The following is a 26,160-nucleotide window of genomic DNA, read 5'->3' as shown; positions in this document are numbered from 1 at the left end:
ATGACTACAACAGATCAGATCAAGGATCTTAGAGAGCGCCAGGATGCGTTAAGGAGGTATCTTTGACATTGCCGGAAAGCGTGTCATTATAGCCAATGACGAAGAAAAGACCTTCGACCCTAACTTCTGGAACAATCCCAAGGAAGCAGAAGTTTTTATGAAAAAGCTTCGGGGGCAGAAAAAATGGGTCAGCGACTTTGAAGAAGCTGTTACCCTTATTGATGAAGCCGAAGTTCTATTAGAGTTCTACAAAGAAGACGAAGCCACCCAAGAGCAGGTGGATGCGGCGTTCACAAAGGCCCAAGAAGCCACAGAAAGCCTCGAGTTCAGAAATATGATGAGCGATGAAGGCGATGATATGAGCGCCGTTTTACAGATCACGGCGGGTGCTGGAGGTACCGAAAGCTGCGACTGGGCCCAAATGCTCATGCGTATGTATTTGATGTGGGCAGAGAAGAAAGGCTTTAAGGTCAAAGAATTGAATTTTCAACCGGGTGATGTAGCTGGGATCAAAACAGTAACTTTAGAAATTGATGGAGAATACGGCTTTGGCTGGCTCAAAAGTGAAAATGGTGTACACAGATTGGTACGCATCTCCCCTTTTGACAGTAACGCCAAGCGCCACACGAGCTTTGCCTCTGTATATGTGTATCCTCTGGCAGATGACAGCATAGAGATCGACATTAATCCTGCGGATATCAGCTGGGACTTTGCACGATCTAGCGGTGCTGGAGGTCAGAATGTGAACAAGGTAGAAACCAAGGCCATCTTGACCCACCACCCTTCTGGAATTGTGATTCACAACAGTGAAACACGTTCTCAGCTAGAAAACAGAGAAAAGGCCATGCAAATGCTCAAGTCGCAGTTGTATGAGATCGAACTGAGAAAAAGACAGGCGGCCAGAGATCAAATAGAATCAGAAAAGAAAGCCATTGAATGGGGGTCACAGATCAGAAACTATGTGCTCCATCCTTATAAATTGATCAAAGATGTCCGCACCAATTACGAGACCGGAAACACGGATGCCGTATTGGATGGCGCTTTGGACGAGTTTTTAAAAGAATATTTAATGATGACCGGACAAGAAAAGCCGGCAGACGAACTATAGCTATGTATAAAATTGCAGTTTTAGGACCCATCCCTCGGGATCATATCGTTACTCATCACGGTGAGGTCATTCAAAAATACGGTGCAGCCACCCATACGGCAATCGCCCTGTCTCGCCTGTTGGATGAGCAAGGTGTTGTTTATCCTGTAACTCATGTCCGTAAAGCGGATTACCAAGGCGTTTTAGAGGTATTGGCTCCTTATACCAACATCAACACGGACTACATTTCTGACGCCCAAGATCAAGGAGATGTGATCCAATTGCAATTTTTGGATCAAAACAATCGGAAGGAAAAACAAACGGCCTTCATGCCGCCAATTACGCCTGAAGATGTAGCACCATTACTGGACTGTGATGTCTTTGTCTGTGTTCCGGTGACTGATTTTGAAGTGCCTTTGGAGACCTTGCACTACATTAAGAATAACAGTGATGCAACCATAGTCTTTGATGCTCATGGACCAACCACTGCCCTGACCCATCGCGGAGATCGCGTGACCAAGTTTTGGGTAGATCGCGATCGTTGGCTTCCTTATATAGATGTATTAAAGATGAATTTGGAAGAGGCCAATTGCAGTTGGTTTAAAAACGAGTACGACTTGGGTGAGCTCGCCACGCATGATGCCATGAGTGAATCTCAATTGCCAGAATTTGCAGCACATTGCCTCAGCCATGGCTTGAAATCGCTCTATGTTACCTTAGATGCCCGCGGTGTTATGGTTTATTCCCTCAAAGACGGTAAGGTTCACGCAGAACACGTGGATCCCGTAATTGTTGATCACGTTGTCGATACTACTGGCTGTGGAGATTCCTTTGCTGGCGGAATCGCTTTTGGACTTTTAGAAGAAGACACAGCCTATGTAAAAGCGGCCCAATATGGAAACGCTATGGGTGCGCAACGCACACAAGGCAAGACCTTTGATGTGTTCCGCTCTTTGGCGGAAACTGATGCCATGATTGTTGCTGGTCACATCTCAGGCAAGTCGCAATAAGACTGAAATTATATGGGTCTTAAACCACAACCTTTATCGCAAATAAAGAAGGAGTTGCAGCTTCAAGACCGGGAAGCCTTGATCCAGCTGTGTTTAGAACTTGGTCGTTTTAAGCGTGACAATAAGGAAATGCTCAGTTATTTGCTCTTTGATGCGCAAGATGAAGAGCAATACATCTCCGCCTTGCAAGCCGATATGGACGCCAGTTTTGAAAGCATCAATACCCAATCGCATTATTATATCAAGAAGAGCGTCCGAAAAATCCTAAGAGAACTCCGCCGCTTTATACGTTATTCCAACAAGAATGAAACTGCTGTTGAACTCTTAATGCATTTTTGCTATGGTTTAACTGAAATCAGACCGTCAATCTTTGAAAACAAGGTGTTGACCAATATTTTCTGGCGACAGATCAATCAGATCGAACAAAAGATCGGAAAGCTGCATGAAGACTTGCAGCACGATTATACTTTAGAACTTGAAGCCTTAATCAAACCCTATGTCCATGATCACCATATATCATAACCCGCGTTGTAGAAAATCTAGAGAAGCCCTCCAATTGTTAGAATCTAGTGGCATAGCCCATGACATAAGGCTTTATTTGACCGATACACTTACTGCGGATGAATTAAAGGCTCTTTTGATCAAATTGAATATTACTGCGGAGGAGTTGATACGGAAAGGAGAAGCGGTATGGAAGTCTGCTTACAAAGGCAAAGACCTTTCTGAAGCGGATTTGGTAAAAGCGATGATAACAGAACCCAAGCTCATGGAGCGCCCTATTTTAAGCACTTCAGACTCAGCAGTTGTTGGAAGACCTTTGGAGGCTGCTCAAGCTTTTTTGCAAAACCTTAAACAAGATTAACATATTCTTAGGGAAGCTGCCGAGTATATAGGTCTAACTTCGCAAAAAATTACCTAAATGCAGCTAAAAGCACTAACCACGCTTGCCCTAATTCTGTTTGTGATCCCTTTCACTTTTGGGCAGGCCAATGCAAGAAATTTCACCGTAAAAGGTTCCATTGTTGATGAGCAAACCGGGCAACCGCTTGAATTTGCCACAGTATCCTTTTTTAATGCCGCCAATGATCTGGTCGCTGGGGGAATCACAGAGATTGACGGGAAATACTCCATTTCTGTACCAGAAGGCGTTTATACCGTACAGTACGATTATATCTCTTATAAGACAGTTCGAAAAGAAAACGTCTTAGTCAACAAAACGACAGAGCTTCCTCCTGTACGAATGGCTTTAGATGCTGCCAGTCTTGAAGAAGTGGTCGTAACGGCAGAGACTACAGAAGTTGTGGTACGCTTGGATAAAAAGATCTACAATATTGGAAAAGACCTCACCACCAGTGGTGCCACAGTAAGTGATGCATTGAATAACGTCCCTTCCGTAACCGTAGATGTGGACGGAGCCATCAATCTGCGTGGGAATGGAAACGTACAGATCTTGATAAACGGACGCCCTAGTGCGCTTGCAGGCTTCGGTAATACAGATGCTTTACGTCAATTACCTGCAGAGACCATTGAGCGCGTTGAGGTAATCACCTCCCCTTCTGCGCGTTATGATGCTGAAGGTTCCGCAGGGATCATCAATATTGTACTTAAAAAGGACAAGAACTTAGGATTCAACGGATCCATTATTTCTAACTTAGGTTTCCCTTGGGGAGCAAGTCTTACTGGAAACATCAATTACCGTCAAAAGAAATTCAACATTTTCAATACTACTTCAGTCCGTTACCAGGAATCGCCTGGAAATGGTTTCTTTAGAAACGACTTTAATATTGACGGAATTGAGAACCCTACAGTAATTGAGGATCGTGACATTGATCGCATCCGAAGAGGAATTACCACCAACCTTGGAATTACCTATAACTTAACGGACCGTTCAACCATTACTGCTTCTGGTTTTTACCGTACCGGTAATGACGATGATAGAACCGGAAACTTTACGGATGAATTTGACACTTCCAATGCATTGGCAGAACAGACTGTCCGTATTGAAAATGAAAATGAGGTGGGTGATAGCTACCAAGTAGCTTTGAATTACACCAACAATTTCAATGATGAAGGCCATAACCTAGCCGTTGATCTGCAATACGACACCCGTAATGAAGAGGAATCCAACTTCATTGAAGAGCGCGCTGCATTTCCAGTGGCCGAGACTTTACCTGCGGAAGACATTACTACAGATGAATCTCGTGACAACTATTTGATTCAAGCGGATTATGTATTGCCTATTGGAGAGAATGCACAGTTTGAAGCCGGTTATCGCGGGCAGTTTAGAGAAACAGTTACCGACTTTCAGGTTTTGGAAGAAGTGGGAACTAGTGGTGTTTTTGAGCGTAACGGAAACCTATCTAACGTATTTACTTTCCAGCAGGACGTTAATGCTATCTATACACAATACGGAAATAAGTTCGGGAAGTTCTCGTTCCTTTTAGGTTTGCGCTATGAATCTACGCGTCAACAAGGAGCTGTATCAGATTTTGACCCAACCGTTGGAGATGACTTTGATGTGGATTTTGACGAGACCTTTGATGGACTCTTCCCTACGGTAAACCTAATTTATGAATTGGGAGAAAGTGAGAACATTACCTTTGGTTACAACCGACGAATCAACAGACCGCGTGGTTTCTTTGTAAACCCCTTCCCTTCACGTTCCAGTGAGGCCAATATTTTTCAAGGGAATCCAGGTTTGAATCCTGCCTTTGCCTCTGCCTTTGATCTAGGTTATTTAAAGCGTTGGGAAAAGCTTACTCTGACTAGCTCTGTCTACTATCAGTATGAATCCGATGCGTTTCAGTTCATTAGAGAAAATACAGGGGATGTAACTCCCAACGGCGTGCCGGTTGTGCGTACCATTCCTATTAACCTAGCGACCAATGAACGTTTTGGTGCAGAAGCAGGTGTACTCTACAATCCAACCAAATGGCTGCGTTTGAACGGTAGTTTTAACTTCTTCCGATTTGTGACAGAAGGTGATTTTAACGGAACCGACTTTAGTGCGGACAACACCAGCTGGTTTGCACGTTTTTCTTCTAAGGTTACTTTACCGGCCAAGATCGATTGGCAGACCAATGCCTTTTACCGCGGACCGCGTGAGGATGCTCAAACCAAGAACAAAGGAATCTTATCCATTGATTTAGCCTTCGCCAAAGACCTTTTTAATGACAATGCAACATTAGGTTTTAACGTACGTGACTTGTTTAACAGTCGCAAACGAATCAGCGAGACCAATACGCCAAACTTTACCCAAGAGAGTGAATTCCAATGGAGAGAAAGACAATTCACTATGTCATTCACCTACAGATTCAATCAACAGAAAAGACGCCAACAACGCGGCAGACAAGGTGGCGGAGATGACGACTTTGAATTCCAAGGACGTCCTTAAGGCATAAAAAAAGAGCGGTCAATTGACCGCTCTTTTCTTTTTATCTATAAGTGAAAGCTTATTGCTGCGCTTTTTTAGCGTCGCGCTTCATTTTCATTTTCTCCATTAATGCTCCTCCAATCCAGTAAGGAATGATGCTGATCAAAAAGATCATCAACCAAAAACCGATGGTCAAGATGGTTAAGAATGCTAAAAATCCTAGGTATTGGTCAAATTCGAACATGGGTAACTATTTTTTAGTATGCTGCAAAGATAAATGAAAATCTAAAAAATTATTAGCCTGTGATAAAAAAAATTATCCCTCACGTACGCTGCAGATTTGCGGCTCAATATTTACCTTTGCAAGGATAAAATTACAACCATGGATTACCGCAAAGAGAAAGACACTTTAGGAGAAGTTAAAGTACCAGCAGACAAGCTTTGGGGCGCACAAACAGAGCGTTCTAGAAACAACTTTAAAATAGGAAGACCTGCTTCCATGCCTTTGGAGATCGTTTACGGTTTTGCTTATTTAAAGAAGGCTGCTGCCTACACCAACTGTGAGTTGGGTGTCTTAGCTGTAGAAAAGCGCGATTTGATCGGTGCTGTCTGCGACGAAATTCTAGAAGGAAAGCACGATGATCAGTTTCCGCTGGTTATTTGGCAGACCGGTAGCGGTACCCAAAGTAATATGAATGTCAATGAAGTGATCGCCAACCGTGCGCATCAATTGGCAGGAAAAACCATTGGTGAAGGTGAGAAAACCTTGCAACCCAATGATGATGTAAATAAATCTCAATCCTCTAACGACACCTTCCCTACTGGAATGCACATTGCTGCCTATAAAAAGGTGGTGGAAACTACAATTCCCGGTGTGGAGCAATTGCGCGATACATTACGTGATAAATCCGAAGCCTTTAAAGACGTAGTTAAAATTGGTAGAACCCACTTAATGGATGCTACTCCGCTTACCCTTGGACAGGAGTTTAGCGGTTATGTCTCTCAACTAGACCATGGAATTGCAGCCTTGAAGAACACTCTAGATCATTTGAGTGAACTTGCTTTGGGAGGAACTGCCGTAGGTACAGGGATCAATACACCAAAAGGTTATGCAAAACGCGTGGCCGAGTATATCGCCGAATTCACACAGCTTCCTTTGGTGAGCGCTCAGAATAAATTCGAGGCGCTGGCAGCTCATGATGCTATAGTGGAGACCCACGGAGCTTTAAAACAGCTGGCGGTGTCTCTAAATAAGATCGCTAATGATATCCGATTGTTGGCCAGTGGACCGCGTTCAGGTATTGGAGAGATCACCATTCCAGCTAATGAGCCGGGATCCTCTATCATGCCTGGAAAAGTGAATCCTACCCAATGTGAGGCCTTGACCATGGTTTGTGCACAAGTAATGGGTAATGATGTAGCCATTGCTGTTGGCGGGATGCAAGGACATTATGAGCTTAACGTATTCAAACCCGTTATGGCGGCTAACATCTTGGAGTCTGCTCAGTTGATTGGTGATGCTTGTGTTTCTTTTGACTTAAACTGCGCGCGAGGCATTGAACCCAACCGTCAAGTAATTGATAAGATGCTCAATAACTCCTTAATGCTTGTAACTGCGCTTAATACTAAGATTGGATACTACAAAGCTGCCGAGATTGCAGGAGCTGCTCACGCCAACGGAACTACTTTAAAAGAAGAAGCTGTCCGATTGGGCTACCTAACGGCAGATGAATTTGACGCTTGGGTACGTCCAGAAGACATGGTTGGACACTAACATGTAGGATTGTTAATTCCATTTGTAGGAAAATACGCCTCTTCTTGCTTTTTTTGACATTTTTTATCGATTAAGTGCATTATTTTATCGGTCAAAGAAGGATTTTTATATCTTTCGAGTCCCAAATTGATTGATATACTTATGTACAGGAGCTTTATTTTAGGCCTCCTGCTTTGCCTGACCTTCAATGCCCTTGGTCAACAGCAGGTGCGCTATATGCAGGATTCTCCAGAGAAGCTAGACTTTAAGTCTGCCTCCGTTGCCGACTATTCCCCTTACGGCTTAGAGAACTTTGGATTGAACAATGGAACGTATTGGTTTAAGATCTTCGGATCTAACACCCACAATCAGGTATTGACCCTTCCAAGTCCGCATGTTTATGATGCAACGCTTTACAACAGCCGCGGATTGAACATTGGTCAAGAAGGCTTTACGCGCTTCACAACCTATAAATTAAGTGAAGCTACCAACTATCCCCTATTCTTAAAGGTGAAATTGCATCAGGAAGCACAGGTTCCTATGGAACTTACGTCTGAAGCTATCTACGACGCAGAAACCCAAAAGACCTTATTTCAATTAGGATTGTATTACGGTTTTGCAATCATGGTAGTTTTGATCAACTTGATGTGTTTTGTCCTTTTTGATGAAAAGGTATTCTTAAAGTACGCCGGATTCCTAGTAACTGTTGGCTTGGCTTATGCCTTTACTGACGGCCTGTTTAACCTATTTGGAATCACCGGAAACTTTATCAACTTATATTTAGAGCCTATCCTTCAATTGAGCGTTGGACTCATGGGAGCGGCTTTTGCTTGCCAGTTTTTACGCAGTTCTCAGCATTTCCCAAGACTTAAATGGTTTACATTGACCTTAATTAGTTTTGCTGGACTCTCCTTTGGATTGTATTGGGGCTTTGGCGAATACAGCTATGCCACGGTAGGCCAAATCATGCTCTTTGCAGTGGCACTTACCTATTTAGCTACTGGAATTCGCTTGTGGAACGCAGGATTATATGCCCGAATCTTTGTGGTTTCCTACAGCCTCCTTTTCCTAATGGCGACTGATTTCTACCTATTGAAATCTCTAGGCCTGAACTTCCTGAACATTCAGGCGGTTCATCTTAAGATCGGTAGTGTCTTTGAAATGTTGGTTTTGAGCTACGCCATTATGTACAGAATGCGTTCGATCAAAGAAGAGAAAGAACTCATGAGCACAGAGATGCGTATTTACTTAAAGCGTATTGAATCGCTTTCACGCGGTATTGCCTTGGTGGATTCAGAAGAAGAAGCCTACCTGGAGAACCTTATTGATCACTACGATCTTGATGCTACAGAAACCCGCCTGTTACAATATGTATCAGAAGGAAAAGAGAATCACAAGATCGCAAGAATACTTAACCTTAGCGAACGCGAAGTCGAGCGCCTGACTCTCGCATTGTATCGCAAACTTGAAATTGCTGAACAGATCCAAGACGATTATCGCATGTTGGATCAGCAACCAGACTATATCTATAACTAGACGGCTAACTTAGCTAAGTATAAGGCCTGTGCGTTTTAAAGCGTCAGGCCTTTACTTTTTTATAGTGTTTCTTGTATTGGATCCAAGCAGCGGTGCTTAGGATCGCGATAAAGCCTAAGGTGTAGTAAACAAATCCTGGAGTAATCGGTTTGTCTCCGCTGGCGTAAGAGTGTAATCCTGTTAAGTAAAAATTTACACCAAAATAGGTCATCATAATAGACGCATAAGCGATCACAGCGGCAAAGTTGAAGGTCCAACGTCCACGAAGTCCCGGAACCAATCGCATGTGAATCACAAAAGCGTATATCATAATACTGATAAGCGCCCAGGTCTCTTTAGGGTCCCATCCCCAATAACGTCCCCAACTCTCGTTGGCCCATTGTCCGCCGAGAAAGTTACCAATGGTCAACATCACCAAACCAACCGTCAAGGCCAATTCAGTAATGATGGTGATCTCTTCAATATTGAGCTTCATGCGCTCTTTGTTCTTCTTGGTGGTAAGTACCATCAACAATAAGGCTGCTATCCCTAGTATCATTCCAAGGGTAAAGGGTCCATAACTCGCTACGATCACCGCCACGTGTATCATCAACCAATAAGAATCCAGAACCGGCTGCAAATTGGCAATGGAAGGGTCTAACCAGTTCTCATGGGCTACCCACAAGATTATGGACGCTACAAATGCTGTAGAAGCTACGGTAAGTACAGATTTTCTACCAAAAGCCAATCCGAAGAAAACCGTTGCCCAAGCCACGTAGATCACGGACTCATAGGCATCACTCCAAGGCGCGTGACCACTGATGTACCAGCGAGCAGCCAAACCTAGAGTCATTAATACAAAAAAGGCCCAGATAATAACGCGGCATACGTTGATCGCGCCTTTTAGGAATTTCTTGTCGTTAAAGATCTGCCAGATGATCATCAAGAACATCACCAAACCGATCATAGCAAAATACTTGTAGAGACGATTAAATATGTCCGCACGATTATAGGTGATCTCTGCATTGATCTTCTGATCTGATGGATATACCTCACTCCCATTATTCTTTTGGTAAAGCGTGATGGCTTCCAAGAGCTTGTCAGCATTCTCATAGTTCCCATCAGAGCGAGCGTCACGAAGGGTTTGCAAGTAAACTGGCAAGAGTTGCCCTTTGATGGAATCGTCTTTGGTCTGCATGCGCGTGCGAATCGCCAAAGTGGATTCCCACGTATTATTGAGGTCACCTGGAACTGGGAAGATCCTGAGAATGCTTCCTGTAAGGGCTTGGTTTAAAAGATAAACGTGTTCGTATACCTTGATGAAATCCTTTTCAAACTTATTGGGATTGTTCTTTCGAGTAGCCTCCGTCAAATACGGGTCTAACTTATTGTTCCCCTGCTCGTCTACAATGTCTAGAAGCGAAATGGCCTTGACGTCTTTAGGAACTCCGATGATCTTACGAATACTGTCGTTTCCTCTCGGCAAATAAATGATAGGTACATCGATCCACAGCTGCGGATGTTGACTCATGGACAAGAAAACCTGATCTGCCGTTAACCCAGCGTAAGTATCACTACGGCTGATCTTTCTGAGTAATTCCGACGAAAAAGTATTGATAGGTTTCATACGTCCATTGTCCTGAATGATCAAACGTCCGAACTTCCCTGCATGCTCTTTATCTACAGCCATATCCACGATCTGAGCTTCTATAACTTCTGTAGACAAGCCTGTGTTATGAGAATCCTGTGCAAAGCCTGCCGTACCGATCAATGCAGCGATCATCAAAGCCGCCTTTTTTGTCTTGACCTTTTCTAGCATTTGCTTGAGTTTCCCGAATCGGGTTCTGCGATCAAAAAGGATCATCATCAATCCTAGATACAAAAGGAAATAACCGATATAAGTGATCCAAGTTCCCCAAAAGTCGTGATTAACACTCAAAATGGTTCCTTTCTCATCAGCATCAAAGGAGGCTTGGAAGAAGCGATAACCGCCTTGATCCAAAACGTGGTTCATATAAATGTCGTAATCGAAAGAATCTCCTGATTCTGGATTCACAGTAAGTTTACTTTTAAAGGCGCTGTAAGCAGATTCTGTTCCCGGATATTTATCGGCAATAAAATCATTGAGGGTCAAACTAAAGGGTAATTCCAATTCTTTAGCACCATAGCTGGAGTAAATCTCTAAACCACCAACTTGAGTGAGTTCTACATCTGGTACATTCCCTTTTCCACCAATAAGCGTTAATGGTTTGGTCTCGCCACCTGAAGTAACTTCTAGAAACAGCGCATCTACTTGGCTCTGCTCCTCTTTTGGCGCTTTGACGATTCCGTATTTTCCTTGGGTCAAGCCCTCTGGGAATACAAACTGATTTCCAGCAATCTGGTAAAGTGATCTGAGTTGTAATTGTTGTACGCTATCTGCAACCACCGCGCCTTGCTGTTGATCTGCCATACGCAGATAGGTTCCTTCCAAAGGTGTAGAGATCTCAAAACCCTTTTCTTCACTGTAAAAGATGTTGATGGCCCCGTTGGTGGGTTGGTTAAAGGCAAATGCCAAGGAGTGAACTTGGGTTACTGTTCCGTCCTGTAACCAGTGTTCGTGGCGGTTACCGTCATTGGCCTCCACTAATTTTAAGTATTGTGCTCCTTGATCACCAGGAATAAGATCTTCCTTAGCTCCAGAGATATAATCTAAAAACTTAAAACTGACTTCTTGCCCGTTATAATCCGTACTGAGGATCTCATCTCCTCTGTATTTGTCTGCAAGTCTTTCTGAGAAATTAACCTGACGCGGTTCGAGGTTACGGCGCTGCTTCATGCCATCAACAATGGAATCTCCATCAATAAAAACCTTTAAAAACACCTCTGCGCTGAGCATGGTATTCTCTGTCTCTCCTTCGCGAATTCGCATCACGCCCTCGTAACCAATGTAGCGTGTCACAAAGGCACCAAATAAGATCAGAATGAAGGAAAGGTGCAACAAAAGCGTTGCCCAGTTCTCACGTTTGTTGAGTCTGTAGCGCTTGATGTTCCCGATAAAATTGATCATGAACAAGGCCATAATAGCTTCAAACCACCAGGCTTTATAGATGTAATGATTAGTAAAAGGTGTGGGCGATGTGGTCTGTGAGGCGTCTAAGAACGTACCTACTGCCATGGCTGCGGCAAAAACGATAAAGAGTACCGCGGTTAATCGCGTTGAAAAGAGGATAGAGAGCAGCTTATTTTGCATTCCGCAATTTTGATGCAAATTTACAAAACAAGCGTCAAAATATTAAGCTGAAAACTGGGGAATTCCTAAGAACTTTTTATTGAAAAATTGACAAAGCCTATTTTGTTTAAACTCCTCTCTGCCGACAAAATTTCATTACCTTCGTTTTTATGATTAAACTGGCTCTTGTAGGCAGCGGAAACCTCGCCCATCATTTGTATGAATCCATACTTCCCTTAGATGAGATTCAATTGGTCGGTGTTCTAGGTAGAAACCCAGAAACCTTGGCATCATATGATGCTGTTCTAACTACAACAGACCCTCTGGCCTTGCCTGCTGCAGATCTCACCATAATAGCGGTAAGTGACGATTCCATTGCCAAAGTCTCCCAGAAATTGGAGCAAAAACACGGCCTTTTGGCCCATACCTCTGGAGCTCAAACTTTAAACGCAATTGCCGGAAATAGACGCGCGGTTTGCTACCCGCTACAAACATTCAGTAAATCCAGAGCAGTAGATTTTAGCACTATCCCCTTTTGCTTAGAGGCGGAAACAGAAAAAGACTATGAGCTTCTCGAGGACTTTTGCAGCTTGTTGACTCAACGCGTGATCCGCATGAATAGCGAAGACAGAAAACATCTGCATTTAGCGGCCGTTTATGTGAACAATTTTGTGAATCAGTTGTATCAAAGTGCTTATGAAATTCTCGACGGACGTGACTTACCTTTTGATCTCTTACATCCACTTATTTTAGAAACTGCAAAAAAGGTCATGGACAACCGCCCATCCGATGTTCAAACTGGTCCTGCAAAACGCGGAGATCAAGGCATCATGGACGCACATTTAGAGATTCAATCAGAAGCCAATCGAAAAATATATACACTATTAACCCAAGCCATTCAAAACTCCCAGAATACATGAGTTATAAAACGAAACTAGCACAGATAACTACCTTCATTTTTGACGTGGACGGTGTTCTTACTGACGGGAAGGTCTTAGTCACCAGCAGTGGTGAATTGCTTAGAAGCATGAACATCAAAGACGGATTTGCCCTAAAATATGCGGTAGATATGGGCTTTAATGTTGCGATCATTTCTGGAGGCACCAATGAAGGCGTTCGTAGCCGCTTAGAAGGATTAGGAATCAAACAGGTATACCTGGGAGCGCATCAAAAAGCACAATTTTTAGAGGCATATTGTCAGGAACATCAGGTTAGTCCAGAAGAAATCGCCTATATGGGTGATGATATCCCCGATATTCCCGTCCTTAGAGCAGTAGGTTTGGCTACCTGCCCACAGGATGCGGTCCCAGAAGTAAAGGCTGCTTCAGAATATATTTCACATAAACGCGGCGGAGAAGGCTGCGCTAGAGATTTGATCGAGCAGGTCTTAAAAGTACATTCAAAATGGGTGTAGGCAGCATTCTACAACTCATCCGCTGGAAGAACCTCTTGATCATCATTGCTACCCAAGCAGTTATCAAATGGGCGTTTTTTCCAAGTTTTGGTGTGAGCGAAGCACTAAGTACAATCAATTTTATTCTTTTAATTCTGGCTACCATCTTGATCGCAGCTGGAGGTTACGTTATCAATGATATTGAAGATCGTGGTATTGACAAGATCAATAGACCAGATCGGGTTTTGATAGGGTCCAAGATTTCTGAAAAATGGGCCTTTAACTTTTATGTCGCTTTAAACATTCTTGGTGTTGCAGTTGGCTTTTGGATCGCCTATGCCATTGATAAAGCGAACTTTGCTGCGCTGTTTGTGTTAGTATCGGTTTTGCTTTATTTCTATGCTACCTCTTTAAAAAAGGTCCTGCTGGCAGGGAACTTTCTGGTTGGACTTCTAACTGCTTTTGTGGTTTTGATTGTCGGGATCTTTGATCTGGCGCCTGTGGCCCACCCTGCAAATCAAGACCTGCAATTACAGGTCATGAGACTGCTTCTGCATTACGCAGTATTTGCCTTTGCGCTGAATTTTATTCGAGAAATTGTCAAAGACATTATTGATATTAATGGCGATAAAAACTTTGGAGTAAACTCCTTACCCATTGCCCTTGGACGGGAACGCAGCAATATGGTGGTGTTTGCCTCAGGGGTTTTTACCCTAACAGCGGTACTTTATTACGGCTATTCGAATTTTTTGTATTCTGAGCTGATGCTGGCTTATTTTTTCATCGCGCTAGGCGCACCGCTCCTTTTATTCTGTATAAAAAGCTGGTCAGCTAGTTCTCGAGAAGATTACAGCTTCCTATCCATGTTGTTGAAGATCATCATGGTCCTCGGACTAATTTCACTGCTGATATACCCCTATAAATAATGTTGTTAGAAGATCAATTAAAGGATTACAGACTGATTCTGTCTTCTGCCTCACCACGTAGACAGAACTTCTTTAAAGGAATGGGGTTTGATTTTGTCTTAGACATCAGACCGGTAAACGAAGTCTACTCAGACGTCTTAAAAGAAGAAGAGATCACCAACTATTTGGCGCAATTGAAGGCGACTCCTTTTGACGATCTAAAAGAGAAAGACATCTTGGTCACTAGTGATACCATTGTCTGGTTTCAAAATAAACCCTTGGAAAAAGCGGCAGACCGAGATGAAGCCATTGCCATGCTAACCGCCTTGTCTGGAAACTATCACGAAGTGATAACTTCTATTTGTATCACAACTGCCTCAAAGCAATTGGTTATGCATGATAAGGTAAAGGTCTGGTTTAATGAGCTGAGTCAAGAACAGATCGCTTATTATATCGACAAGCACAAACCTTATGATAAAGCCGGAAGTTATGGAATTCAAGAATGGCTCGGTTATGTTGCTGTTCCACGAATAGAGGGCTCGTTCTTTACGGTTATGGGCTTGCCCACACATTTAGTTTATAAAGGCTTGAGTGAAATCGTACAAGGTAAAACCGATTAAATGTTAAAGAAGCATTAACAGCCTGAAGCAGGGGGTTGAATTTGGCTATATTTGAGCAAACCATTCCAATTACCACCCATGCGTTTAAAAGGCTTTTTATTGCTACTCGCCCTTGGGCTTCCCCTATTCGGCTGGGGCCAAAAACCAGAAAAACCAACCTCCTCAGAAATTTATGAAGACCTCAGAAAACTGAGCTTCTTTGGAACAGCGCTCTACGTAGCGGCCCATCCCGATGATGAGAATACGAGAATGATCTCCTATCTGGCCAACGATGTCAAAGCGCGAACTGCCTATTTGGCAATTACTCGTGGCGGTGGTGGACAGAACTTACTAGGTCCAGAGATCCGAGAATTGCTCGGAGTAATTCGCACCTATGAACTGCTCGGAGCTCGTGCAGCTGATGGCGGGAGTCAGTTTTTTACGCGAGCCGTAGATTTTGGTTTTTCAAAGCATCCTGATGAGACCTTGCAAATTTGGGATAAGGATGATGTTCTCAGAGATGTTGTAATGAATATACGTCGCTACAAACCGGATATCGTAATCAACAGATTTAACCACAGAACTCCAGGGACGACTCATGGACATCACACAGCATCCGCTATGTTAAGTGTTGAAGCTTTTGATATGGCTGGAGATCCCACAATATTCCCAGAGTCAGCAGAAAAATATGGTGTTTGGCAACCCAAACGACTTTTATTCAACACCAGTTGGTGGTTTTACGGAAGCCGTGAGAATTTTGAAAAAGCGGATAAGACCAATCTATTCGCCGTAGAAACTGGTAATTACTTCCCAGCTACTGGTCTTTCTAATGGAGAGATCGCTGCTTTAAGCAGAAGTATGCACAAAACTCAAGGATTTGGCAGCACCGGCAGTCGTGGCAATCAAACAGAATGGTTGGAATTTATCAAAGGTGATTTTCCAGAAAATAAAGAGAATCTGTTCGACGGTATTGATACCTCTTGGTCACGAATCTCTGGAGGAGAAGCTGTGGGAGCGATTGTTAAAGAGGTTACCGAGAACTTCAACTTTTTAAATCCATCGGCCAACGTACCAAAATTATTGGAGGCCTATCAACTACTCCAGAAATCACCAGATTCCCATTGGAAAACCATCAAGCTAGATGCACTTCAAAAAATAATCTTAGACTGCAGTGGTATCTTTTTAGAAGCTCGATCCAATCAGCAAATGGTAACTTTTCAAAGCAACCCAATTGTCTCTGTTGAAGCGATAAACAGATCAAACTTAAACGTAAAATTAAACAGTGTTTCTGCTACTGAGTTTAAGTTTCCGGATATGTTCGCCGCGGTCACTTTAGCACCCAATGAAGGCTATAACACAGAAAGTGTGAATGGATCTTTCAACCCTGTCCGTCAGTACACAGCCCCATATTGGCTGAGTGAACAAGGCAGCTTAGGGATGTACAAAGTGAACCAGGAAGACTTGATTGGCCTTCCTGAAGCGCCTAAAAGATTTCCCGTTAATTTCAGCATTAGCATCAATGGGGTTAATATGATGGTTACCAAAAATGTGATCCACAAGTATAACGACCCTGTTGCTGGAGAAGTTTACCAACCCTTTGATGTGGTCCCTGTGGTCACCACAGCTATTGAGGAAAAAGTTATTGTATTTCCTAGCGCCCAATCCCAGACTATTCCTGTTTTGGTTACGGCCGGAGAAAACAATCTTGAAGGTACATTACGCCTTCAAGTCCCTGAAGGATGGAGCGCATCTCCAAGCAGTGTCAATTTTAAATTGATGGATCAAGGAGAATCTCTCAGGATTAATATTGAAGTTACTCCTCCTTCTGATCAAAGTGAAGGATATATTATCCCGGAAGTAACTGTTGGCGATCAAGTTTACACGAAAGAATTAATACAGATCGATTACCCACATATTCCGTTTCTCAACGTCTTGGTTCCTTCTAAAGCAAAAGTGGCCCGTATTTCTATAGACAAACGTGGGGAGCGCATTGCCTATGTCAATGGCGCTGGTGATGCCATTCCAGAAAGTCTCAAACAAATTGGTTATGAGGTGACCACTTTAACACCTCAAGAACTCACCGCAGAAAACTTGAAATCCTATGACGCCTTGGTCTTTGGGATACGCGCATACAACACGGTTGCCGAGTTGGAATTCAAAAAAGAGGTAGTTGCCAGCTATGTTGAGCAAGGTGGAAATGTAATCGTACAATACAATACGAGCCATAGGTTGGTCACTGACGATTTTGCTCCTTACCCAATTCAACTCAGTCGGGAGCGGGTTACCGATGAATATGCACCTGTGACTTTACTCAAACCAGAGCATCCGGCACTAAACAGTCCTAATAAAATTACTGCAGCAGATTTTGAAGGCTGGGTACAAGAACGTGGACTGTATTTTCCAAGCAGTTGGGATTCCAATTACGAAGCCCTTCTTGAAATGAAGGATGAACAAGCAAGCAGTCCTTCTCAAGGAAGTTTATTGGTCGCTAAGCATGGAAAAGGACACTATATCTATACCGGGCTTAGTTTCTTTAGAGAGCTCCCAGCAGGAGTTCCAGGAGCCTACAGATTGTTCGCGAATCTTTTATCAATCGGGAAATAATGAAGGCGCCCAAACAATGGAATAAATGGTATACCTTGATCCTAGTAGCTAATCTGGCTTATGGGATCTTGTTTTACATCCTCATGAATCAATTCAGCCAATGAATCGCTTACAAATAGAAGATTGGCTGGTATTGGCCACCACCCTGCTCTTTATTGTTATCTACGGAGCTTGGAAGACTCGTAAACACAGCAAAGTATCCGATTACCTTCGCGGAGGGAATTCTGCCAAATGGTGGACGGTAGGTATTTCTGTAATGGCCACTCAGGCCAGTGCTATAACCTTCCTCTCTACTCCAGGGCAAGCCTTTCACGACGGAATGGGCTTTGTGCAGTTCTATTTTGGACTGCCTATAGCCATGATCATTATTTGTATGGTCTTTATTCCGCTATATCACAAGCTTAAGGTGTATACCGCCTATGAGTTTTTAGAGCAGCGCTTTGATGGACAAACCCGTGTACTTACGGCCTTCTTGTTTTTAGTGCAACGAGGGCTCTCTGCAGGGATCACCATCTTTGCTCCGGCTATTATACTCTCTGCCGTATTGGGTTGGGACTTGTATATGCTTAATATCATTATTGGAGTATTGGTGATCATATATACCGTAACAGGCGGTACAAAGGCCGTTAGCGTGACTCAGAAGCAGCAAATGGCAGTGATCTTTGCTGGAATGTTCATTGCGTTCTATTTGATCTTAGATGGCTTGCCAGAAGAGGTGACCTTTACCAAAGCATTGGACATTGCTGGAGCCAGTGGAAAAATGGATATTCTGGATTTCTCCTTTGATTTTGAAAACAACTACACGGTTTGGAGCGGAATCATTGGAGGTACCTTTTTAATGCTCTCTTATTTTGGAACAGATCAAAGTCAAGTACAGCGCTATCTCAGCGGGCAATCCGTAAAGCAAAGTCAATTAGGATTAATGTTCAATGGTTTGCTTAAAGTACCTATGCAGTTCTTTATTTTGCTTGTTGGGGTAATGGTTTTTGTCTTTTACCAATACAACAGTGCGCCCTTGCATTTTAATCCGAGTAACGTTGCTGAAGTTATGGCAAGCCCTTATGCAGATCAATACGAGTCTCTTGAAGCAGAGCGAGGCCTTATTGAAGCCGAGTTGTTCTCCGTGCAAAACGCTATGGCTACTAACTCCAGCAGCATGAATGATCCTGAGCTATTAAATCATATGAAAGGTTTACAAGGCAAGGATAAAGAGCTGCGTGAGCAAGCCAAAAGGCTTATTTTGAAAGTTAACCCGAACGCTACAGTCAATGACAAAGACTATGTGTTTATCCATTATATATTAAACAACCTACCCAAGGGACTCATTGGGTTATTATTGGCGGTGATCCTATCCGCAGCGATGTCCTCAACAGCCTCTGAGCTCAATGCTCTGGGAACCACAACTACCATTGATATCTACAAACGCAGTCATCGAGAAGAACGAGATGAGATTTTCTACATCAATAAATCAAAGTGGTTTACTGCCATGTGGGGTGTGCTTGCGATTTTAATTGCCTGTGTGGCCAATCTCTTTGAGAATCTCATTCAATTGGTCAATATCATTGGTTCCATTTTCTACGGAAACGTTTTGGGAATCTTTCTCCTGGCCTTCTTTATCAAATACGTAAAAAGTCGTGCCGTATTTGCCGCAGCAATACTGACCCAAGCCATTATCATTGCCTTGTGGTTCTGGGATGTCATTCCGTATCTATGGCTCAATTTAATTGGATGTGCCTTAGTGATGATCATTGCGATACTCTTCCAAAGCTTTGACAAAAAAGAATAAAAAAAAGGCGTCTTTAACAGACGCCTTTTTAATATTGTAAAGGGTTTAGCTTATTTAGCGCCCCACTCTTTCAATGATTTCTGATTCAAAGCTACATAATCTTTGTTACCAGCTTTCTCAGCCAATTCTAAAGAGGTTTTAGCCGCTGCAATAGCTCCTTGCTTGTCTCCCATTTTAGCGTGGATCAAAGATTTTTGGCGGTACATCCAAAACGCAGGATCCTTACGCATAGAAATAGCTTTATCAATCCACTGTTGTGCTTGCTTCATGTCTTTACCTTCTTGTAGGTAGTAAACAGCTGCAGCGTAATAGTCGTTTCCGCTAGGGCCGGCCATAGTTTGATCAATGCTCGCCATAACCGCTTTATCTGTTGGAACTTCGATAGTCGCGCGAACATAAGTGTTCTCCCAAATGATTCCGAGGTTCACAGAGTTATTAGAAAGATCATCAAAAGTAATTGTGAATGTTTCTACAGGCATGTCCATAGACCAAACCTGAGAAGTTACAGAAGCTGCAACTTTAGATTCGTCCCATTGACGTGGATTCCCCCAGTTGGTGGCATCGCTGTAGAAAATGATCTCCCAGCTTTTCTCACCAGGCTTGCTGTATAGTGCATAAGTGCCAGGCTCTAGTGTTTTCCCACCAATAGTAACAGCAGAGCTGAACGTAATTTTGGTGTTGGCGTTAGCCCCGGTTCTCCAAACTGGACCGTAAGGAACAAGGTCACCAAATACTTTACGTCCCTTCATGCTTGGACGGGAGTACTCTAAAGTAATATCAGTTAATCCGACTTTTTGCTCCACTTTTTGAAATGGACTCGGTGCGGGGGTATTTACTTGGCCCCATGCGGTAGCCGAAAGCGCAAATACCAAAAGAAAGAAATAGTTTCTCATGTTAATGAATTTAGTGTAGATGCGAAGTTAATTCAATCCACAGGCTTAGTTAGTTAAGATTTCCTTAAATCGCTGAACCTTATATGGTTGAATGCCATTACCTATTTGTAGGATTTTTCTATACCATTGGTATTTAATCGATTATTTTGATATATTTATCGATGTAATTCACCCCATAATTACTAACCCCTGCAAATCTTAACCTATGAATGCCCCATTGCACAAGTACTCCAGTAGTGACTTAACGGTCACTTTTGAGCCCAAGAAATGTATTAACGCAGAGCGATGCGCCAGAGAGCTTTCCTCGGTCTTTAGAACGTCAGTAATTCCGTGGATTGATCTTGAGGGCGCGCCCATGCAGAAAATCATCAAGCAAGTTAGACGTTGCCCGTCTGGTGCGCTGAGCTGCAGCGTTAAGGAAACTCAACCTCAATCGGCATAAGGCTAAACCGCCTATTCGTCGATAATAATGAAAATTTAAGCCTTCTAATGTGTCTTTTTTACATTCAAGATGTACATTTACCGCGTTAGAAAACTAGCACACATGAATCCTGTATTGAAAATATTCGCTTTTATTGCACTGTTGGCCAGCACCCCCGCTTTTGCGCAACAGTCTGTAAAAACACTCGACGAGCACTTTGTCGATGTGATTGACAAGTCCAACCGCTACGAAGATTACAAAGTTGTAAAGCGCTACAAACTCGACAATCTTAAAAAGGCGGTAAGTGATACGGTAGCCTCTTACAAGGCAGAAGTCACTGCATTAAAAACCACAGTTGGAGAACTTGAAACTCAGGTTGCTCAATTGCAACAAGAACTGAGTAACCTTCAGACCGAACTTGGTAATACCCAACAAGCTGTGGATAATATGAGCTTCTTAGGCAGCCAAACCAGCAAGGGTACCTACAACACCATTATGTGGAGTATCATTGGAGGCCTGCTCTTTTTGTTGTTGGTATTTATATTCCGATTTAGAAACAGCAATGCGGTAACCAAAGCTTCTAAGGTCAAACTTCAAGAAGTTGAAGACGAATATGAAAGTCACCGCCAACGCAGTTTAGAACGCGAGCAACAGATCCGCAGAAAACTACAAGACGAGATCAACAAAAGCCGTAAACAGCAATCTAGCAGTCAGGCTAAGAGTTCAGGCGCGTAATCTTTGCGCCAATAGCTCTTAATCGCTCGTCGATTCTTTCATAACCACGATCAATCTGTTCAATATTGTTGATGGTACTGGTGCCTTTGGCAGAAAGTGCAGCAATCAACAGAGAAATTCCTGCGCGTATATCTGGAGAGACCATAGTGGTCGCTTTTAAACTGGATTGGAAATCATGCCCAATAACCGTGGCTCTGTGCGGATCACAGAGAATGATCTTGGCTCCCATGTCTATAAGCTTATCCACAAAGAACAGGCGAGATTCAAACATCTTTTGATGGATGAGTACAGATCCTTTAGCCTGCGTACACACGACTAATACTATACTTAATAAATCCGGAGTAAATCCTGGCCATGGCGCATCAGCAACTGTTAAAATAGATCCGTCGATATAGCCTTGGATCTCATAAGATTCTTGTGCAGGGATAAAGATGTCATCCCCTTTCTTTTCGAGTTTGATCCCCAGTTTGCGGAAGGTATCCGGGATCAATCCTAAGTTTTCCCAACTCACATTCTTAATGGTGATCTCTGAACGCGTCATAGCAGCCAAACCGATCCAAGATCCGATCTCGATCATATCTGGCAAAATGCGGTGTGTACATCCACCTAAAGATTCTACACCTTCAATGACCAATAAGTTTGAACCGACACCGCTGATCTTCGCCCCCATCGCATTAAGCATCTTACAAAGCTGTTGCAAATAAGGCTCACAAGCCGCGTTGTAAATCGTGGTAGTTCCTTTAGCCAAAACCGCTGCCATTACAATATTGGCAGTCCCAGTCACCGAGGCTTGATCTAAAAGCATATAGGTTCCTTCCAATCCGTCAGGAGCTTCTACACCGTAAAAACGTTCTTCTTTGTTGTAGCGGAAGTTAGCGCCTAGTCGAATAAAGCCTTCAAAGTGGGTATCGAGTCTGCGTCGACCAATCTTATCGCCTCCAGGCCTTGGGATGTATCCTTTCCCAAAACGCGCTAATAACGGCCCAACGATCATAATGGAACCACGCAGGGAGCTTCCCTCCTCTTTAAAGAGTTCTGATTCCAGATACTTGAGATTTACATCGTCTGCCTTAAAAGCGTAGCGACCTTCTCCGAGCTTTTGAATTTTTACACCGAGATTACCGAGAATGGTAATAAGTTTATTAACGTCCCGAATGTTCGGAATGTTCTCAATGATAACTTCGTCTGGAGTCAGTAAGACTGCGCAAAGAATTTGTAATGCTTCGTTTTTTGCTCCTTGTGGTTGAATCTCACCTTGGAGACGATGGCCTCCTTCGATCTGAAATGTACCCATTAAAAAATGTAGGTGTTAGTGACGTTTTCTGTTTCTGCCTCCTTTTTTGCCTGAGGTCTTCTTTTGTTGGAATCGTTTTTTGGTCTTGAGCAGATCGCTAGAATCGCTTAAGTCTTCTGAAGAGTCTTTCAAATTGAGTTTCCCTTCTGAAAGTTCAAAAAGATGTTCAAAGATCACAGCGTCTTCTACTGTGTCTTTGTTCCAATTCAAAAAGGACTTTTTCATGTGATTGGCGATATTGATCACCAAGGCATTCTTCATATCGCCTTCATCCCACCCAATAGCAACATCGATCATACGCTTGATATTGTTACCGTAGAAACGGTATTTTGGATGGTTTTGCGGGTAACCTAAATGTTCTGGTCTTTCGCGAAGCTCCTCAATAGAAGGTTTTGGATAAGGCGAATCCACATCCAATTTAAAATCTGAGATGATAAAGAGCTGATCCCACAATTTGTGCTGAAAATCAGGTACATCGCGTAAGTGCGGGTTTAAATTCCCCATCACAGCGATGATGCTTTTAGCACATTTATTACGGGCTTCACGGTCTTCTATGGCCAGACAATGATCTACCATTTTCTGGATATGACGGCCGTATTCCGGAATGATCAAATGCGGTCGCTCGGTATTGTATTCTAACTGATCTATCAAAATAAAATGCTTAGTAAGTAAGGGTAAGTCCTAGAGTTTGCAAAATAGTAAATTATAGGGAAATCACCCCTTCTACCTTAGAAACTTCTAAATATTTTTCAATAACTGCATCCGGCGATTTCATTCGCACTTTTACCGATACACTTGTAAAGGTTCCTTTGGAGGATTCCTTGGTTTGCAGATCAGCTCCAGAATTGGCAAAAATGTCTTTGATAGCCGTGATTTTTTCAGGATCCGACGGGACTATGAATTTGTATAAATAGGTAGAGGGCCAACTGAAATTTTCTTCCAATTGCGCTTTTAATCGCTGGTAAAACTCTTCGGTTTTTTGGGAATTATTCATGAATTTAATGCACTATTTCAAGTGGGACAAAGATACGTCTTTCACAACGAAAAAATTATTGCCAACTTTGCTTGTAAATCGGCCCGCTTTTTGCCTTTGGCTAAGGGCAATAAAACCCCTTATCTTTATCGAAATGGAAAACAAAGAACATCGTATTGTAATTACCGGAGCACCCGGCACAGGAAAGACGGCCGTAATCGATGCTTTAATGCAGAAAGGTTATCAGGTGTTTCCTGAGGTAATACGCGAGTTCACGGCAGAGGAAACTGCAACTCAAGACAGTCCACAAATCGCAACCAACCCTATTGTTTTTGCTAAGGATTCCGACGGTTTCAACAGACGCTTACTCCTGGGAAGACAGCAACAGTTCTTTGCTGGCGCTGCCCTGGAGAAGTATCCTGTATTTTATGATCGTGGACTTCCCGATGTGCTGGCTTATATGGATTATTTCAATCAAGAATACGGCGCTGAATTTGAAGCCTATTGTACGGATCACAAGTATGATCAAGTATTTATAATGCCACCTTGGGAAGCTATTTTTCATGCTGATGGCGGGCGTTTTGAGACTTTTGAGCAGGCGGTAGATCTGCATGAGAGCCTCGATCTACGCTACCGATATTTTGGCTATGACCTCCTTGAAGTCCCACGCTTGAGCGTAGATGAGCGCGTGGGCTTCATTATCAATGAATTAAACCGCGAATGAATCCCCAAGAACTGCTAGAACAATATTGGGGTTATGCCAGTTTTAGAACTGGTCAGCAAAAGATCATTGAAGCCAGTGTTTCAGGCCGAGATGTTTTATCAGTGATGCCTACCGGTGGCGGGAAAAGTCTTTGTTATCAAATTCCTGGATTGATGCATCAAGGCATCACTCTGATCATTAGTCCTTTGGTGGCGCTAATGCAAGACCAAGTAGAACAACTCAAAGCTCGCGGAATCAAAGCAGTTGCACTTAGCGGAGGGCTCTCATTCGAAGCGGTGGATCGGATACTGGACAACTGTATTTACGGGGATTATAAATTCCTTTACCTCTCCCCAGAGCGTTTACAGCAAGACTTGGTGCAAAGCAGAATAAAACAAATGCAACTCAGGCTAATTGCCATTGATGAGGCACACTGCATCTCGCAATGGGGACATGATTTCAGACCCTCCTACGCCAAATTAAATGTCTTGCGAACCCTGTTGCCAGAAGCTTCCGTTATTGCATTAACAGCTACCGCCAACGCTCGCGTAGTTGAGGACATCCAACAATTGCTAAATCTGCGGGATCCTCTTGTACATTTAAGCAGTTTAGCCCGTCCTAATTTGAGGTATGCGGTCAAAAAGGTCTCTGACAAGCAAAAGGCTTTGGTACAATTGCTACAGCGCCAAGACGGTTCTGGAATTGTATACTTGCGCAGCCGCAAGGGTGTGGAGCAGCTCGCACAACATTTAGAAGCCTCTGGAATACCCGCCATGGCCTATCACGGCGGTCTTGATACAGAGTTGCGTAAAAAGCGCCTGACCTATTGGTTACAGAGTGATGACTTGGTCATGGTTGCTACCAATGCTTTTGGAATGGGCATAGACAAAGCCGATGTGCGTTTTGTCATTCACTTTCAGCTGCCTGATAGCCTAGAGAGCTACTATCAAGAAGCAGGCCGAGCCGGACGCGATAAACAAGCTGCGATTGCTACCCTACTTATTGGTGCTGATGACCTCAGACAGGCCGAACAAATGTACGTGAACCAATTGCCCGACTTACAATTCACTACACGCGTATATAAAAGTTTACAACAGCATTTGCGAATCGCCTATGGAGAAGGGGCTTTTGAAGCCTACCCCATAGATTTCGCCAACTTTTGCGCGGACTATGAGTTGCCCTATGGAAAGGCCTATGCGAGTTTTCAAATGATGGATCGCTTAGGCATTCTCCGATTGAGTCCCGTTTTTAGTAAACAGACCCAATTCCAATTCACCGCACCCAATGCCTCCCTCTTGGATTTCTTTGATAAAAATCCACAATCTGGAGTATTGGGTCAACTCTTACTGCGGAGCTATCCAGGCATCGCGGAAGCTCCAGCGCGAATTGCCCTCAAACCCTTGGCCAGACAGGTCAATCGTTCTGAAAGATTTTTGATCGAGCAATTGGAATTTATGGCCAATCAAGGAGTGGCTACACTTCAGTTGAGAGAATCTGACGCCAATATCACCTTCTTAACACCGCGAGAAGATGCTCGAACCCTCTACCCTTTCGGAAAACATATCGAACAGTACCACAGCCAAAAAGTGGAGCAATTCAATGCTCTAAAAGACTACATTAATAAAGATTCTGGGTGCAGACAGCAATTGATCGCCTCTTATTTTGATCAAAAGGAATCAGAACCTTGTCTAAATTGTGATCTCTGTGATTCCAGAACTCGATCCTCCCAAAAACCACCCACAGAGCAAGAGATCTTGGCCCTACTAGAAAATGGTGGCCTGAGCCGTGATGAACTTGCAGAAAGGCTTAATTTTGCGCCAGCATACATCGGGCAGCTATTGCAAACGCTCTTAGATGATGGACGCGTTAAAATGAATATGGATCAAACATTTACCAAGATTTAAG

Annotated in this window: 23 protein-coding genes; 17 read left to right on the top strand and 6 right to left on the bottom strand. The window is 43.2% G+C overall.

Features of this window, described 5'->3' with window-relative positions; genetic code table 11:
* From prfB to ACSLP7_RS10320, 5 genes are all read left to right on the top strand, one after another.
* Positions 1-1,108 (top strand): peptide chain release factor 2 gene (gene prfB / locus ACSLP7_RS10340; protein WP_435579232.1). Its coding sequence is split into 2 segments (ribosomal slippage): positions 1-63 and positions 65-1,108, totalling 1,107 coding nucleotides; the frame shifts between segments, so codons are not numbered across the junction.
* Between the two features lie 2 nt (positions 1,109-1,110).
* The gene (locus ACSLP7_RS10335) at positions 1,111-2,097 is read left to right on the top strand and encodes a carbohydrate kinase family protein (protein WP_435579231.1); all 987 of its coding nucleotides are present in this window, start codon (positions 1,111-1,113) and stop codon (positions 2,095-2,097) included.
* Between the two features lie 12 nt (positions 2,098-2,109).
* Positions 2,110-2,619 (top strand): hypothetical protein, encoded by a 510-nt coding sequence (locus ACSLP7_RS10330; RefSeq protein ID WP_435579230.1) that lies wholly within the window; start codon positions 2,110-2,112, stop codon positions 2,617-2,619.
* Positions 2,600-2,959: an arsenate reductase (glutaredoxin) gene (gene arsC, locus ACSLP7_RS10325; RefSeq protein WP_435579229.1), complete on the top strand. Its 360-nt coding sequence runs from the start codon at positions 2,600-2,602 to the stop codon at positions 2,957-2,959. The genes ACSLP7_RS10330 and arsC overlap by 20 nt, the downstream gene beginning before the upstream one ends.
* A 57-nt stretch (positions 2,960-3,016) precedes the next feature.
* On the top strand, positions 3,017-5,491 hold the full coding sequence (locus tag ACSLP7_RS10320; RefSeq protein ID WP_435579228.1) for a TonB-dependent receptor domain-containing protein: 2,475 nt from the start codon (positions 3,017-3,019) through the stop codon (positions 5,489-5,491).
* Between the two features lie 58 nt (positions 5,492-5,549).
* Here the strand turns inward: ACSLP7_RS10320 and ACSLP7_RS10315 are convergent, their stop codons facing one another.
* Positions 5,550-5,714 carry a hypothetical protein gene (locus tag ACSLP7_RS10315; protein ID WP_272832364.1) on the bottom strand — a complete coding sequence of 55 codons (165 nt, stop codon included), beginning with the start codon at positions 5,712-5,714 and terminating at the stop codon, positions 5,550-5,552.
* A 138-nt stretch (positions 5,715-5,852) separates the two neighbouring features.
* Here ACSLP7_RS10315 and fumC point away from each other — a divergent pair, with 138 nt between their 5' ends.
* Together fumC and ACSLP7_RS10305 are read left to right on the top strand one after the other, a co-directional pair.
* A complete protein-coding gene (fumC, locus tag ACSLP7_RS10310) occupies positions 5,853-7,244 on the top strand; it encodes a class II fumarate hydratase (protein ID WP_435579227.1) in 1,392 nt (463 codons plus the stop codon).
* 141 nt (positions 7,245-7,385) lie between these two features.
* Positions 7,386-8,759, top strand: a complete 1,374-nt coding sequence (locus tag ACSLP7_RS10305) for a 7TM diverse intracellular signaling domain-containing protein (RefSeq protein WP_435579226.1) — start codon at positions 7,386-7,388, stop codon at positions 8,757-8,759.
* Positions 8,760-8,802: 43 nt separating this feature from the next.
* On the opposite strand, the gene ccsA is transcribed toward ACSLP7_RS10305, so the two are convergent.
* Positions 8,803-11,970, bottom strand: coding sequence for a cytochrome c biogenesis protein CcsA (gene ccsA, locus ACSLP7_RS10300; protein ID WP_435579225.1), 3,168 nt, complete (start codon positions 11,968-11,970; stop codon positions 8,803-8,805).
* Positions 11,971-12,119: 149 nt separating this feature from the next.
* Here ccsA and ACSLP7_RS10295 point away from each other — a divergent pair, with 149 nt between their 5' ends.
* From ACSLP7_RS10295 to ACSLP7_RS10270, 6 genes are all read left to right on the top strand, one after another.
* The gene (locus ACSLP7_RS10295; RefSeq protein ID WP_435579224.1) at positions 12,120-12,869 is read left to right on the top strand and encodes a Rossmann-like and DUF2520 domain-containing protein; all 750 of its coding nucleotides are present in this window, start codon (positions 12,120-12,122) and stop codon (positions 12,867-12,869) included.
* Positions 12,866-13,363 carry a KdsC family phosphatase gene (locus ACSLP7_RS10290; RefSeq protein WP_435579223.1) on the top strand — a complete coding sequence of 166 codons (498 nt, stop codon included), beginning with the start codon at positions 12,866-12,868 and terminating at the stop codon, positions 13,361-13,363. The genes ACSLP7_RS10295 and ACSLP7_RS10290 overlap by 4 nt, the downstream gene beginning before the upstream one ends.
* On the top strand, positions 13,354-14,268 hold the full coding sequence (locus ACSLP7_RS10285; RefSeq protein ID WP_435579222.1) for a geranylgeranylglycerol-phosphate geranylgeranyltransferase: 915 nt from the start codon (positions 13,354-13,356) through the stop codon (positions 14,266-14,268). Before ACSLP7_RS10290 ends, ACSLP7_RS10285 begins: the two co-directional genes overlap by 10 nt.
* Positions 14,268-14,867, top strand: a complete 600-nt coding sequence (locus ACSLP7_RS10280; protein ID WP_435579221.1) for a Maf family protein — start codon at positions 14,268-14,270, stop codon at positions 14,865-14,867. Before ACSLP7_RS10285 ends, ACSLP7_RS10280 begins: the two co-directional genes overlap by 1 nt.
* A 78-nt stretch (positions 14,868-14,945) precedes the next feature.
* On the top strand, positions 14,946-17,450 hold the full coding sequence (locus ACSLP7_RS10275; protein WP_435579220.1) for a PIG-L family deacetylase: 2,505 nt from the start codon (positions 14,946-14,948) through the stop codon (positions 17,448-17,450).
* Between the two features lie 100 nt (positions 17,451-17,550).
* On the top strand, positions 17,551-19,236 hold the full coding sequence (locus ACSLP7_RS10270) for a sodium:solute symporter (protein WP_435579219.1): 1,686 nt from the start codon (positions 17,551-17,553) through the stop codon (positions 19,234-19,236).
* A 50-nt stretch (positions 19,237-19,286) separates the two neighbouring features.
* Here the strand turns inward: ACSLP7_RS10270 and ACSLP7_RS10265 are convergent, their stop codons facing one another.
* The gene (locus ACSLP7_RS10265) at positions 19,287-20,129 is read right to left on the bottom strand and encodes a DUF2911 domain-containing protein (protein WP_435579218.1); all 843 of its coding nucleotides are present in this window, start codon (positions 20,127-20,129) and stop codon (positions 19,287-19,289) included.
* 205 nt (positions 20,130-20,334) lie between these two features.
* Here ACSLP7_RS10265 and ACSLP7_RS10260 point away from each other — a divergent pair, with 205 nt between their 5' ends.
* Together ACSLP7_RS10260 and ACSLP7_RS10255 are read left to right on the top strand one after the other, a co-directional pair.
* Positions 20,335-20,571, top strand: coding sequence for a (4Fe-4S)-binding protein (locus ACSLP7_RS10260; RefSeq protein ID WP_291184383.1), 237 nt, complete (start codon positions 20,335-20,337; stop codon positions 20,569-20,571).
* A 102-nt stretch (positions 20,572-20,673) separates the two neighbouring features.
* Positions 20,674-21,285: a tRNA (guanine-N1)-methyltransferase gene (locus tag ACSLP7_RS10255; RefSeq protein WP_435579217.1), complete on the top strand. Its 612-nt coding sequence runs from the start codon at positions 20,674-20,676 to the stop codon at positions 21,283-21,285.
* On the opposite strand, the gene murA is transcribed toward ACSLP7_RS10255, so the two are convergent.
* Genes murA through ACSLP7_RS10240 form a run of 3 tightly spaced genes read right to left on the bottom strand, consistent with a single transcriptional unit; the run spans position 21,266 to position 23,573 of the window.
* On the bottom strand, positions 21,266-22,579 hold the full coding sequence (gene murA, locus ACSLP7_RS10250; RefSeq protein ID WP_435579216.1) for a UDP-N-acetylglucosamine 1-carboxyvinyltransferase: 1,314 nt from the start codon (positions 22,577-22,579) through the stop codon (positions 21,266-21,268). The two genes, ACSLP7_RS10255 and murA, sit on opposite strands and share 20 nt — an antisense overlap.
* A 15-nt stretch (positions 22,580-22,594) precedes the next feature.
* Positions 22,595-23,230: a DUF4290 domain-containing protein gene (locus ACSLP7_RS10245; RefSeq protein ID WP_291184375.1), complete on the bottom strand. Its 636-nt coding sequence runs from the start codon at positions 23,228-23,230 to the stop codon at positions 22,595-22,597.
* Positions 23,231-23,282: 52 nt separating this feature from the next.
* Entirely contained in the window at positions 23,283-23,573 is a 291-nt protein-coding gene (locus ACSLP7_RS10240; protein WP_291184373.1) for a DUF493 family protein, read from the bottom strand.
* A 133-nt stretch (positions 23,574-23,706) separates the two neighbouring features.
* Between ACSLP7_RS10240 and ACSLP7_RS10235 the strand changes: the two genes are divergently transcribed.
* Positions 23,707-24,276 carry an AAA family ATPase gene (locus tag ACSLP7_RS10235; RefSeq protein WP_435579215.1) on the top strand — a complete coding sequence of 190 codons (570 nt, stop codon included), beginning with the start codon at positions 23,707-23,709 and terminating at the stop codon, positions 24,274-24,276.
* Positions 24,273-26,159: a RecQ family ATP-dependent DNA helicase gene (locus tag ACSLP7_RS10230; protein WP_435579214.1), complete on the top strand. Its 1,887-nt coding sequence runs from the start codon at positions 24,273-24,275 to the stop codon at positions 26,157-26,159. Before ACSLP7_RS10235 ends, ACSLP7_RS10230 begins: the two co-directional genes overlap by 4 nt.
* The last annotated feature ends 1 nt before the right edge of the window (position 26,160 follow it).

Origin of the sequence: Gilvibacter sp. (assembly GCF_965601605.1) — a bacterium.
In the GTDB taxonomy this organism is placed as follows: domain Bacteria; phylum Bacteroidota; class Bacteroidia; order Flavobacteriales; family Flavobacteriaceae; genus Gilvibacter.
Note: the sequence above shows the minus strand (reverse complement) of the source record. Positions and strands in the feature narration are given on the sequence as shown.